At 71.6% G+C, this 12,391-nt stretch carries 12 protein-coding genes; 4 read left to right on the top strand and 8 right to left on the bottom strand.

Annotation, left to right across the window (positions count from 1 at the left end; translation table 11 throughout):
• Positions 1-9 precede the first annotated feature (9 nt).
• From ACGFWE_RS11095 to ACGFWE_RS11070, 6 genes are all read right to left on the bottom strand, one after another.
• Entirely contained in the window at positions 10-303 is a 294-nt protein-coding gene (locus ACGFWE_RS11095; RefSeq protein WP_028807437.1) for a hypothetical protein, read from the bottom strand.
• 52 nt (positions 304-355) lie between these two features.
• Positions 356-1,366 (bottom strand): LLM class F420-dependent oxidoreductase, encoded by a 1,011-nt coding sequence (locus tag ACGFWE_RS11090; RefSeq protein WP_393599436.1) that lies wholly within the window; start codon positions 1,364-1,366, stop codon positions 356-358.
• A gap of 114 nt (positions 1,367-1,480) precedes the next feature.
• A complete protein-coding gene (locus ACGFWE_RS11085; RefSeq protein WP_393599434.1) occupies positions 1,481-2,347 on the bottom strand; it encodes a DUF5336 domain-containing protein in 867 nt (288 codons plus the stop codon).
• An 85-nt stretch (positions 2,348-2,432) separates the two neighbouring features.
• Positions 2,433-3,326: an N-acetylmuramoyl-L-alanine amidase gene (locus tag ACGFWE_RS11080; RefSeq protein WP_393599432.1), complete on the bottom strand. Its 894-nt coding sequence runs from the start codon at positions 3,324-3,326 to the stop codon at positions 2,433-2,435.
• A 36-nt stretch (positions 3,327-3,362) separates the two neighbouring features.
• Positions 3,363-4,013 (bottom strand): class I SAM-dependent methyltransferase, encoded by a 651-nt coding sequence (locus ACGFWE_RS11075; protein WP_393599430.1) that lies wholly within the window; start codon positions 4,011-4,013, stop codon positions 3,363-3,365.
• Positions 4,014-4,358: 345 nt separating this feature from the next.
• Positions 4,359-6,098 carry an MFS transporter gene (locus ACGFWE_RS11070; protein WP_393599428.1) on the bottom strand — a complete coding sequence of 580 codons (1,740 nt, stop codon included), beginning with the start codon at positions 6,096-6,098 and terminating at the stop codon, positions 4,359-4,361.
• Positions 6,099-6,234: 136 nt separating this feature from the next.
• Here ACGFWE_RS11070 and ACGFWE_RS11065 point away from each other — a divergent pair, with 136 nt between their 5' ends.
• From ACGFWE_RS11065 to ACGFWE_RS11055, 3 genes are read left to right on the top strand one after another with little or no spacing between them, the layout of a single operon-like run.
• Positions 6,235-7,668 carry an MFS transporter gene (locus ACGFWE_RS11065; protein ID WP_352383290.1) on the top strand — a complete coding sequence of 478 codons (1,434 nt, stop codon included), beginning with the start codon at positions 6,235-6,237 and terminating at the stop codon, positions 7,666-7,668.
• Positions 7,669-7,719: 51 nt separating this feature from the next.
• Complete coding sequence (locus ACGFWE_RS11060; protein WP_352383288.1) at positions 7,720-8,259, top strand: SigE family RNA polymerase sigma factor; 540 nt, start codon at positions 7,720-7,722, stop codon at positions 8,257-8,259.
• The gene (locus ACGFWE_RS11055; RefSeq protein WP_352383286.1) at positions 8,259-9,059 is read left to right on the top strand and encodes a hypothetical protein; all 801 of its coding nucleotides are present in this window, start codon (positions 8,259-8,261) and stop codon (positions 9,057-9,059) included. Before ACGFWE_RS11060 ends, ACGFWE_RS11055 begins: the two co-directional genes overlap by 1 nt.
• A 13-nt stretch (positions 9,060-9,072) precedes the next feature.
• On the opposite strand, the gene ACGFWE_RS11050 is transcribed toward ACGFWE_RS11055, so the two are convergent.
• Together ACGFWE_RS11050 and ACGFWE_RS11045 are read right to left on the bottom strand one after the other, a co-directional pair.
• The gene (locus tag ACGFWE_RS11050; RefSeq protein WP_352384329.1) at positions 9,073-9,705 is read right to left on the bottom strand and encodes a response regulator transcription factor; all 633 of its coding nucleotides are present in this window, start codon (positions 9,703-9,705) and stop codon (positions 9,073-9,075) included.
• 101 nt (positions 9,706-9,806) lie between these two features.
• Entirely contained in the window at positions 9,807-11,186 is a 1,380-nt protein-coding gene (locus ACGFWE_RS11045) for a sensor histidine kinase (protein WP_393600190.1), read from the bottom strand.
• Between the two features lie 319 nt (positions 11,187-11,505).
• On the opposite strand from ACGFWE_RS11045, the gene ACGFWE_RS11040 reads away from it, so the two are divergent.
• Positions 11,506-12,378 (top strand): MaoC/PaaZ C-terminal domain-containing protein, encoded by an 873-nt coding sequence (locus ACGFWE_RS11040; RefSeq protein WP_393599425.1) that lies wholly within the window; start codon positions 11,506-11,508, stop codon positions 12,376-12,378.
• The last annotated feature ends 13 nt before the right edge of the window (positions 12,379-12,391 follow it).

Below are 12,391 nucleotides of genomic sequence, written 5' to 3'. Positions count from 1 at the left end.
GGTCGGGCCTCAGTGGCGGTGGGCCCGGTTGGCGATGGCGTGGCCCACGAACAGGTAGACCACCGCTGCCAGGCCGTAGCCCGCGACGACCCGGGCCCAGGCCTCGTCGAACGTGAAGAGGTCGTAGGACCAGCCGGCGAGCCAGCGAGCGGCATCGTGGATGAACTGCACGAAGTCGTTCGCACGGTTGGCGTCCAGCAGGTACATCAGGATCCACAGGCCCAGGATGAGGGCCATGATGTCGGCGACGACCGCTATGACCGTCCCGGCTGAGTTGGCACCACGGCGCGTATGAGTGGACATGGTGTTCGAATGGCCGCGAATTCCCGGGCGAAACCTGCCCTCATGGCTTGTGTCACACGTTGAGCTCCGCCAGCACCCGCAGCGACTCCCGGTCCGGAGCCAGCGCCAGCAGGTCCGTCACCGGCCCCTTGCGCCACGACTCCAGCCGCTCGGCGATGCGTTCGCGCGGGCCGACCAGGGAGATCTCGTCGGCGAACGCGTCCGGCACGGCGAGCACGGCCTCCTCGCGACGGCCTTCCAGGAACAGCCGCTGGATTCGGCGCGCCTGCTCCTCGTACCCCATGCGGGCCATCAGATCGGCGTGGAAGTTGCGGGCCGCGTGGCCCATCCCGCCGATGTAGAAGCCGAGCATCGTCTTCACGGGCAGCAGCCCCTCGGCCACGTCGTCGCAGACCCGCACCTGGGCCATGGGGGCGACGAGGAAGCCCTCCGGCGCTTCGGCGAGCGAGGCCTCGTAGACCTCGGGCCGGTTCGGCGACCAGTACAACGGCAGCCAGCCGTCCGCGATCCGGGTGGTCTGGGCGACGTTCTTCGGCCCCTCGGCGCCCAGGAGGATGGGCAGTTCGGCGCGCAGGGGATGGGTGATCGGCTTGAGCGCCTTGCCGAGCCCGGTGCCGTCCGGGCCCCGGTAGGGGTGGGAGTGGAAGCGGCCGTCCAGCTCGACCGGCGCCTGCCTCCGGAGAACCTGCCGTACGACGTCGACGTACTCCCGGGTCGCGGTCAGCGGCGACTTGGGGAACGGGCGGCCGTACCAGCCCTCGACGACCTGCGGCCCGGACAGCCCGAGACCGAGCATGACCCGCCCGCCGGAGAGATGGTCCAGCGTGAGGGCGTGCATGGCGGTCGTGGTGGGCGAGCGGGCGGCCATCTGGGCAACGGCCGTACCCAGCCTGATGGTTGACGTCCGAGCCGCGATCCAGGTGAGCGGTGTGAACACGTCCGACCCCCACGACTCGGCCGTCCACACCGAGTGATAGCCGAGCCGCTCCGCCTCCTGGGCCAGCGGCACATGGTCGGGGGAGGGGCCACGGCCCCAGTAGCCGAGCGCAAGGCCGAGTCGCACGACGCCTCCTGACGATATGTCAGTTCTTCGAGCCGCTCGCGAATGTACGGCAACGGCCCCCCGCCCGGAAGGGGCGAGGGGCCGTCCTACGACCTTGGGGACCGCGAGGTTGGATCAGCCGCGCTGGATGCCGCTCGTGTCCTGCAGCACCCCACGGCGGCCGTCCTGCGTCTGGGCGACCAGAGCCGGACCGCGCTGCTCGACCGCCAGGTACCAGGTGCCCGGGGCGAGTTCGGCGATCGGCGTCGGCGAACCGTCCTCCGCGAACAGCGGACGCGGCACCGGCACCGCGAACCAGAACGGCGAGAACTCCGCCGCCGGCGGCTGCGGGGCCTGCGCCTGAGGCTGCGGCTGCGCGCCGAAGGGCTGACCCGGCTGCGGCTGACCGCCGTACGGCTGCTGACCCTGCTGTCCCTGCTGACCGGGCTGGCCCGGGTGCCCCTGCTGTCCCGGCTGCTGGGCACCGGGGTAGCCGTAACCACCGGGGGGCTGGGCGCCGTAGGGCTGCGGCTGGGGCGGCTTGGGGGCCGGGACGAGACCGGCCTGGAGGGCGGGGACGAGAGGCGTGGCGACGGCGGCCGCGGCCATGACCAGAGTGGCGACGAGAGCGAGGATCAGGCCGATGCCGGCGCTGATGGTGTCCGAACTGGAGCCGTAGTCCGCGGCGCTCAGCGGGTCGAAGACGTTCCCGAGCGCGCTCCAGGCGGCGAACACCGTGAACGCGGCGCCCACTTGGCCGAGGTCGAGGCCCGCCACCTTGGGGAGCTGCGGCAGTCCGCGCGACAGGACGACGAGGGCGGCGCCGATGATGCCCGCGAGCACCACCCCCATCACGACCGGGCCGCTCGCCCAGGCAGTGGGAAGGTCGGCGTCGTCGGGGGCGCCGTCGACCGAGTACAGATCAAGGAACGACGCGATGAACAGCACCACCGCTGCACCGATCACCACGCCGTCGCCTCGAGTGAGGGAGCGGATATTCACTTCAAGTCCTTCGTAGGTCGTCTCGTCGTCGGTAGACCCTATCGCCCGCCCGGCGGAGCGTACGACGGGATTCGCGCGCTGATCGTCACCCGCGCAGGAAACTCACGATTCCCTCAGAGATTCCTTGCGCGGCCTTCTGCCGCCAGGCCCCGCTAGTGAGCAGGGCCGCGTCCTTGCTGTCCCGCATGTTGCCGCATTCGATGAACACCTTGGGAACCTTTGACAGGTTGAGGCCGCCCAGGTCCGTGCGGGTGTCCAGGCCGGTGCCGTGACCGATGTAGTTGGAGGGGGCGGTGCCCGTCTTGCGTCCGAAGTCGTGCGCGATGCTCTTGCCGAGTGCGGCGGAGGGGGCGATGATCCGGCGGGTGTCGGCGATGCCCTGGTGGACGCGGCCCGGGAGGATCACGTGGTAACCACGCTGCCCGGCGCCCGCGCCGTCCGCGTGGATCGACACCACCGCGTCGGCCTTCGCCCTGTTGCCGATCCTGGCTCGCTCATCCACACAGGGGCCGTAGGGCCGGTCGCCGTCCTGCGTCAGCTTCACCGTCGCGCCCTGCCTCTCCAGCAGCGTGCGCAGCCGGCGGGCGACGTCGAGGGTGAACTTGGCCTCCGCGTAACCGGAGTTGGTGGACGTCCCGGTGGTGTCGCACTCCTTGCGGTTCGTGCCGATGTCCACCTTGCGGTTGATCTCGGCCGGGTGCCGGAAGTTGGTGAGGTTGTGTCCGGGGTCGATGACGACGACCTTGCCCCGGAGTGAGCCGAGCGGCTTCTTGTCCTCGGCGGTGGTGGAGGAGACGGTCGGCGACGCCCTGGTGGACGCGGCCGTGGTCCCGTTGTTGTCGGCCGCCCCGCTCACCCCCGCGTACACCAGCCACCCGAGCAGCGCGCCCGGCACGAGCACGGCGAGAGCGAGGGCCAGCGGCCGGCGCCGGGGGCGGCGGGGCTGGGAGGAATCGAATTCAGGGCCTGCGTACGACACGTCTGCGACTCTAACCCTGCCCTTGCCGCCCCGCCCTCAGATCCCCGCCCGCGTCCGCCGCAACACCCGCAGCGAATCGGTCGCCGAGACCTCCGTGAAGGCGCCTGAGTCGAGGGCCCGGAGGTAGATCCGGTAGGGCGCCTGCCCGGTGAACTCGTCCTCCGGCTCGGGGAACACGTCGTGGATGACGAGCAGCCCGCCCTCGGCCACGTGCGGGGCCCAGCCCTCGTAGTCGGCGGTGGCGTGCTCGTCGGTGTGACCGCCGTCGACGAAGACCAGGCCGAGAGGCGAGCCCCAGACCTTCGCGATCTGCGGAGAACGGCCGACCAGGGCGACCACGTGCTCCTCCAGCCCGGCCCGGTGCAGGGTCCTGCGGAAGGTGGGCAGCGTGTCCATCAGCCCGAGCTCGGCATCCACCGTCTCCGGGTCGTGATAGTCCCACCCCGGCTGCTGCTCCTCGCTGCCGCGGTGATGATCGACGGTCAGCGCGGTGACGCCGGCCTCCCGGGCCGCGTCGGCCAGCACAATCGCGGAACGTCCGCAGTACGTACCGACCTCCAGGAGCGGCAGCCCGAGCCGCCCGGCCTCCAGAGCGGCCGCGTAGAGGGCCAGCCCCTCACCCAGGGGCATGAACCCCTTGGCGGCCTCGAAGGCGGCGAGGATCTCGGGCTTGGGAGCCGCGGCCATGGGGGTTCCTCTCGGTCGTACGGGTCGGTCGTGCGGGTGGGCGGACGCCGGACGCCCATGCTGCCGCACGCTCCTTCGCAGAGGGACAGGGGGTTCGGCGGCGGGAAGCCCCGCGCCCGGCGCGACCGTGAGACCGACCAGGCAGACCAGGCCGACCAGGACACGCGGCCGCCCGGCGAGCGACCATCGCCACCTGCCCCGGAGGGCTCCGAACACCCACACCCCCCGGGGGCCGGGGGGGGCGACGGTTGCGCGCCCTGCGCCGGGCCTACGGTCTTGGGCGCGTCCTGGTACGGCACACCCCCGCCCGGTGTCGGGCGGGGGTGTGGTTCCGCTGAGCGGTCGTCAGGCCGTGACCGTCTCGGTCTCGCCCGGCAGGGCCAGGTCGAGGGCGATCGCGCGCTCGTCACCCGCGTGGGTGGCGGAAGAGGCCAGGGGACCGTGGCCGGCGGCCCGTGCGGCGAGCACGTACGCACCCCCGCTCGGCACCCCGAGTACGTACGTGCCGTCCTCGTCGGACAGCGTCGCCCCCGCCTGCCGACCGCGCCGGTCGATCAGCGTGACCTTGGCACGGGCGACCGGAGCACCGGAGGCGTCGAGGACACGGCCCCGGAACCCTCGCAGTACCGCCTCGGCCCGCTCCAGGTTCGCCTCCTCCTCGCTGCTCGCCCGCAGCTGCGGGGCACGGTTCGGCTTCGGCAGGAACAGGGCCATCAGCAGTCCGACGGCCACCGCGCCGGTCGCGATCAGGAAGGACACCCGGAACCCGTGCATGGTCGGTACCGCGACGCCCCCGACGTTGTTCGCCGTGTTCGCCAGCACCATCCCGATCACGGCGCTCGACACGGACGTACCGATGGAGCGCATCAGGGTGTTGAGCCCGTTGGCCGCACCCGTCTCCGACGCGGGGACCGCGCCGACGATCAGGGCGGGAAGAGAGGAGTACGCGAGACCGATGCCCGCGCCCAGCACCACCGCGATGACCAGGCTCTGCCAGGCCGCGCTCATGAGGCCGAGGCCCGCGCCGTAGCCGATCGCGATGATCAGCATGCCGAGGATGAGGGTGACCTTGGGGCCGTACTTCGCCGACAGCCGGGCGTACACGGGCGCGGTGAACATCATCGTCAGGCCCAGCGGAGCGACCAGCAGGCCCGCGACGACCATCGACTGGCCGAGGCCGTAGCCGGTCGCCTTCGGGAGCTGGAGCAGCTGGGGAAGGACGAGCGAGACGACGTAGAACGAGACACCGACCATGATCGACGCCAGGTTGGTGAAGAGGACCGCGGGGCGGGCCGTGGTGCGCAGGTCGACCAGGGGGGCCTTCACGCGCAGTTCCATGACGCCCCACAGGAGGAGGACGACGGCCGACGCGGCGAACAGGCCGAGCGTGGTGGCCGAGGTCCAGCCCCAGTCGCTGCCCTTGGTGATCGGGAGGAGGAAGAGGACCAGGCCGATGGAGAGGCCGATCGCGCCCATGACGTCGAACGTGCCCTCGGCGCGCGCCGGGGACTCGGGGACGACGAGGAGGGTGAGGGCGATGGCGAGCGCGCCGATGCCCGCGGCGCCGTAGAAGAGGGCGTGCCAGTCGGCGTGCTGGGCGATCAGGGCCGCGAGGGGCAGCGCGAGGCCGCCGCCGACGCCGATCGAGGAGCTCATCAGGGCCATGGCCGAGCCGAGCTTCTCGCGGGGCAGCATGTCCCGCATCAGGCCGATGCCGAGGGGGATCGCGCCCATGGCGAAGCCCTGGAGGGTGCGCCCGGCGATCATGGTGAGCAGGTCGCTGGTGAGGGCGCTGACCAGGGCGCCCACGACCATCACGGCGAGGCTGAATATGAGCAGGCGGCGCTTGCCGTACAGGTCGCCGAGGCGGCCCATGATCGGGGTGGCGACGGCGCCCGAGAGCAGGGTGGACGTCAGGACCCAGGTGGCGTTGCTCGGCGCGGTGTCCAGCAGCTGCGGCAGGTCCTTGATGACGGGGACGAGCAGGGTCTGCATCACCGCGACCACGATGCCCGCGAAGGCGAGCACCGGGACGACAGCGCCGGACGCTCTCCGGGTGGGCTGGTCGGTCGGCGTGTGCGTCATGTGAGGGAGGCCTCCGGGCCTGGAAGATCGGTTACGTGTGGCTTGAACTACGTATGCATGGGCAACTATTCCGATGCTTCGGCGTACTAACGATTTCTTTATATTCTCTTGGGGAAGTGGAGGCCGGGTTGAGAGCATGACGGCCATGCTCGAAGCCGCTGAAGTCGCCCGCAGACCCCGCCGTCCCCGGTCGGCCCCGCCCGCCTGGCTGGTGGTGGCGCTGGCGTGCGCGGGCCAGTTCCTCGTCGTGCTCGACGTGTCGGTGGTCAATGTGGCGCTGCCGTCCATGCGCGCCGACCTGGGCATGAGCGAATCCGGACTCCAGTGGGTCGTGAACGCCTACTCGATCGCCTTCGCCGGGTTCATGCTCCTCGGCGGCCGGGCCGGCGACCTCTACGGCCGCAAGCGGATGTTCCTGGTCGGGCTCGGGCTGTTCACCGTGGCCTCGCTGGCCGGCGGGCTGGCCCAGGGGGACGCCCAGCTGCTGATCGCGCGGGCCGTGCAGGGCCTGGGCGCGGCGGTGCTGGCTCCCGCGACGCTGACCATCGTCACCTCGGCCGTCCCGGAGGGGGCCGCGCGGGCCCGGGCCATCGCCACCTGGACGGCCGTGGGCGCGGGGGGCGGAGCCGCGGGCGGATTCGTCGGCGGACTCCTGGTGGACACCCTGTCCTGGCGCTGGGTGCTGCTGATCAACGTGCCCGTCGGCGCGCTGGTCCTGCTGGGCTCGCTGCTGTGGCTGACCGAGAGCCGCAGCGGCGACGGGCGACGCCTCGACCTGCCGGGAGCGCTGCTGATCACCGGGGGGCTGGCGGTACTGGCGTACGGCATCTCGCAGACCGAGGCCGAGGGATGGACGGCGGCAGCGACCGTGGTCCCGCTGGCCGCCGGACTCGCGCTGGTAGGGGGCTTCCTCGTCGTCGAGTCCCGTACGGCCGCCCCGCTGATGCCGCTCGGACTGCTCAGGGTGCGAGCGGTGGCCTCGGCGAACGCGGCGATGTTCCTGAGCGGCTCCGCGATGTTCTCCATGTGGTACTTCATGACGCTGTACGCCCAGAACGCCCTCGGCTATTCGCCCCTGGCCGCCGGAGCCGCACTGATCCCGACCTCGCTGGCCATCGTGGTCGGCTCGAAACTCGCCCCGAGCTTCATGCGCCGGCTCGGGGCGCGGTGGGTGGCGGTGCTCGGTACGGCGGTCGCGGTCGCCGGGTTCGCCTGGCAGTCGACGATGACCGCGGACGGCGCCTATGTGACCGCGATCATGTGCCCCGGGATCCTGATGATGCTGGGCGCCGGTCTCGCCACGACGCCGCTCGCCTCGCTGGCCACGTCGGGGGCGGCGCCGGGGGAGGCCGGGCTGGTGTCGGGCCTGGTCAACACCTCGCGCACGATGGGGGGCTCGCTGGGGCTCGCCGTCCTGTCGACGCTGGCGGCGGCACGGACGGGGGGAGCGGGTTCGCCGCAGGCGCTGACGGAGGGGTACGCGCTGGCGTTCCGGGTGGGGACGGGGGTGCTGCTCGGCGGGGTGGTGCTGATGCTGGCGTGGCTGCCGAGAAAGATCTCCGCGAACTGAGGCAACGGTCCGGGCCGCCCATGGACTCCTTCAGACATCTAGGAGGTGCCCATGGGGGATCGGAAACAGGCTCGGGACGAGGAGTTCCAGAGCTTTGTCATCGGCCGCTGGCCACGGCTGATGCGGACGGCATTTCTCCTCACGGGGGAGCAGCACGCCGCGGAGGACCTGGTCCAGTCGACCCTGGAACGGGCCTATGTGGCCTGGCGCAGGGTCGGCTCGGCGGACGATCCGGAGGCGTATGTACGGCGCGTGATGATCAACGCGCACGCACGCAAGCACCGCAGGAAACTCAGGGAGTTCCTGGCACGGGGGGACGACTTCGGCCTGGTGCGCGAGGTCGCCGACACCGGTGACCGCATCGCCCAGGCCGACGACCGCGGCGCCCTGCTGACGGCGCTGGCCCAACTGCCGCCGCGGCAGCGGGAGGCGGTGGTCCTGCGGTACTGGGAGGACCTCACCGAGACACAGACGGCCGAGGCGATGGGCTGCTCGGTCGGCTCGGTGAAGAGCAACGCGGCCAAGGGGATCGCGAAACTTCGCGCCATACCCGCACTGGCCGACATGGCGACCCAGGGAGGGCGGAAGTGATGAGCGCGGACCGGGAGAAGAGCCACGACATGAGCGACAGCGACATCGCCCTCCTGCTGGCCGACGCCACCGACGAGGTGGAGATCGGCATAGCCCCCTACCAGGCGGTACTCCGCGGTGGCCGCAGGCGCCGGGCCCGACGCTGGGCGGTGGCCGCGGCCACGGCACTGGTCCTCGCGGGCTCCTCGGCGACGCTCGCGGTGGCGGGGCTGCCGGGCGGGGACGGCGGGCAGGTGGCGAGCCGGCCGTCCGCTTCGGCCGACGCCGATCCGTCCAGGGTTCTGCGCACCACCCTGGCGACCGGTACCGACCAGGGCACCAAGTGGCGGGTTCTGCTCGACATGTGGCCGGCCCCGCGTGACGAGCGACAGGCCGATTCCCAGCTTGCCGCCATGGCGCTGCGAGGTGAGACCCCGCCGGATGCCCACAAGGCCTCGGATCTGATCGGCAAGATCACCTACTTCGTCTATCGCGACTACGGCGGCCGGACGACCAAGGTCATGGAGAACACGGTCGCCAGGACGGACACCCTCACCGGCACGGATCTCATGTCCGGCTCCCTCCCTCTGGAACGCGGCGACACGAAGGACGTCCGCCTCGTCATCGGCTATGTCGCCAAGACCGCCCAGCGCGTCATCTGCGCCTGGACGAACGACACGGCGACAGTGGTGGAGAAGGCCGGCTCCGGTACGGGCGCCGACGTCCCGGCGATCCGGTCGGCGGCGGGCTCCCCCTACAACTGGTTCGTGTGCCTGGCACCCAAGGGCACCGAGTACAAGACGGCGGAGGTGGTCGAGTAGGGAGCGGCCGGGCTCACAGCCACCCCTGCTGCCGGGCCGCCCGTACCGCCTCCATCCGGTTGCGGGTGCCGGTCTTGCCGATCGCCGAGGAGAGGTAGTTGCGGACGGTGGACTCGGACAGGTGGAGCCTGTCGGCGATGTCGGCCACCGTCGCGCCGTCCGTGGAGGCCCTGAGGGCATCGCACTCGCGGGCGGTGAGAGGGTTCGGGCCGGCGCTGAGGGCGGCCGCGGCGAGGGCGGGGTCGATCACGGTCTCGCCGGTCAGCACCCGGCGGATCGAGGCGGCCAACTCCTCGACGGGACCGTCCTTGACGAGGAAACCGGCGGCACCCGCCTCCATGGCCCGGCGCAGATAACCCGGCCTTCCGAAGGTGGTCAGGATCAACACCCGGCAGTCCGGCGCCTGGTCGCGCAGTTCGGCGGCGGCGTCCAGACCGCTCATCCCCGGCAGCTCGATGTCGAGCAGCGCCACGTCGGGGCGGTGCGTGAGGGCCGCGTCCACGATCGCGTCCCCCGCCGCGACCTGGGCCACGACCTGGATGTCCGGTTCCATGCCGAGCAGCAGCGCGAGCGCCCCACGCATCATCCCCTGGTCCTCGGCGAGCAGCACGCGGATGGACTTGGCGGGCCGGTGGTCCCGGGGCATCTCGTTCACGGCCCCAGAGTAGGGGGACGGCGCGCCGGATCCTTGAGAACTGAAGAGTGGAGTGCACAGGGGAAACGAGGAGTCGGCGGCCCGGTGCCGCGTCACCGGGCCGCGTCACCGATCCGGGACCCACCGGCGGCCCCCGCCCCCGCGCCCGCAGGCTCATCGGCTCGCGCCGGTTCCACCGATTCGACCGGCAGCCCGACCGGCAACTCGGCCCGCACCACGAACCCTCCCCGTGGTCCCGGCCCGGCCTCCAACCATCCACCGGCCGCCGCCAGGCGCTCGGTGAGCCCCTTGAGACCGGTGCCGCCGATGATCGGGTCATGCATGGTGCCGGCGTCCTCAGGGGCGGCGCGCTCACCCACGCTCGGCCCCGTGGCCGCCGCCCTCGGGCCGTCGTCCCGGATGCTCAGCAGCACCCGTTCCGCCGAGCCCCGCACGGAGATCTCGCAGCGCTCCGCCCCGCTGTGCCGGACCGCGTTGGTCACCGCCTCGCGGACCACCCAGCCCAGCAGGGCCTCGGTCTGGGCGGTGAGCGGGTGACCGGAACGGTGGACGACGGGCTCGATGCCCGCGGCGCGCAGAGCCGAGGCGGCCCGGTCGAGATCCGTGCTGAGGCTGCCCTCGCGGTAGCCGGTCACCGCCTCACGGATCTCGGTGAGCGCCTGGCGGCCGACCGACTCGATGTCGCAGACCTGGACGAGCGCCGCGTCCAGATCGCGGGGGGCCAGGCGCCGGGCCGCCTCCGACTTCACCACGATCACCGACAGCGTGTGCCCCAGCAGATCATGCAGATCGCGCGAGAACCGCAGCCGCTCCTCCTCGACCGCACGCCGGGCCAGTTCCTCGCGGGCCTCCCGCAACTGCCGTACCGCTTCGGACAGGGACAGGATCGCGGCCGTCACCATCGTGGAGATCCAGGTGGCGTACGCGGTGTCGAGGCCGCCCCAGCCGTCGCGGAAGACGGAGGCCGCGCCGGCGACCACCGTCACGACCGCTCCCACCCACCGCAGGTGCGGCAGCCGCACGACCGCGCCCGTGGCGAGCCCGAGCAGGGGGAAGAACAGCAGCCAGTTGCCGCCGTACCCCATCGCCAGACCGCAGGTGACCAGTCCCATCAGCACCAGGGCGACCCGGGTGGAGACCGCCTCCCGGGTCTCCTTGTGGAAGGCGCGGAAGGCGACGTAGATGTAGAGCGAGTTGAACGTGAGCAGCCCCAGGCCGCCGATCCAGGGGTTCGCGGCCTCGCCCTGGAAGAGGTTGGAGAAGGCGCCCATCCCCAGCAGCAGCCACGGCAGCAGACCGAACCCGCTGCCCAGGCCCGCCTTCGTGTGAACCTCTCCGGCCTCCTGCGCGGCCTTGTACTCGGCCTTGCAGCGTGCCTTGTTCGCCTTCCAGTCCCGCTGGTGCCTCCGCGCCTCGCGGACCTGCTCGCGGACCTCGCCGACGCGGCGCGAGAGCTTGCGCGACCAGACCATGACCGTTCCCCCGAACCCGCTCGTGTCTCCTGTTGTCATACCCAAGACGCTACGGATCGCGGAGTCCGCCCGGCAGGTGTGCGTGTACGGACTTGGGCAGTACAAATGTCACGGCGCCGGAACCCGGGGCAGCCCACCAGGCCCCACACCTGACACACCGTCAGGAGCCTTCACAAGTGCGGTGGGCTCGGCTATACAGAGGGCGCCGGACTGGAACGCGTTCTAGATCGGCCCGCGACGACCTCGGTGCGGCCGACGGTGCGGACGGCCGTACCGAGGTCTTGATCGAGGTCTTGACCGAGCCCCTGTCAGGAGCCGTATGCCCATCGACGCAGCCAAGGCCCTCGCCGCCGAACCCCGGATCGGCGAGATCTCCTGGAACACCAAGGACGTCCAGCTCTACCACCTCGGCATCGGGGCGGGCTCGCATCCCGGCAAACCCAGCCCCGCCACCGACCCCGACGAACTGCGCTACACCCTCGAATCCCGGCTGCACGTCCTGCCGAGCTTCGCCACGGTGGCGGGCTCGGGATCGCCGGGAGTGATCAGCGGACTGTCCATGCCCGGCATCGACGTCGACCTCGCCAAGGTCCTGCACGGCGGCCAGTCACTGATCGTCCACCGCCCGCTCCCCGCCCAGGGCACCGCGACCGCCACCCACCGCATCGCCGCCGTGTACGACAAGGGCAAGGCGGCCGTCCTGGTCCTGCGGACCGAAGTCGCCGACACCGAGGGCCCGTTGTGGACCAACGACGCCCAGATCTTCGTACGGGGAGAGGGCGGCTGGGGCGGCGACCGGGGGCCCTCCGCACGCCTGGAACCCCCCACCGGCGAACCCGACCGGACCGTGGAACGTCCCGTCCGCGAGGACCAGGCCCTGCTCTACCGCCTGTCCGGCGACTGGAACCCGCTGCACGCCGACCCGGAGTTCGCCAAGGTCGCCGGGTTCGAGCGGCCCATCCTGCACGGGCTGTGCACCTACGGCATCACGCTCAAGGCGGTCGTCGACACGCTGCTCGGCGGGGACGTGACCCGGGTGCGGTCGTACGTCACCCGGTTCGCCGGGGTCGTGTACCCGGGGGAGACCCTGCGGATCCGTATGTGGCACACCCCGCGGTCCACCCGGGTCGCCGTCACCGCCGTGGAGCGCGACGACGCGCCCGTCCTCGCCGACACCGTCGTCGACCACTGAGAACACTCCTGAA

The sequence above is a fragment of the Streptomyces sp. NPDC048523 genome, from assembly GCF_043199815.1.
Taxonomy (GTDB): domain Bacteria; phylum Actinomycetota; class Actinomycetes; order Streptomycetales; family Streptomycetaceae; genus Streptomyces.
This window is presented reverse-complemented; position numbering and strand designations above follow the sequence as displayed.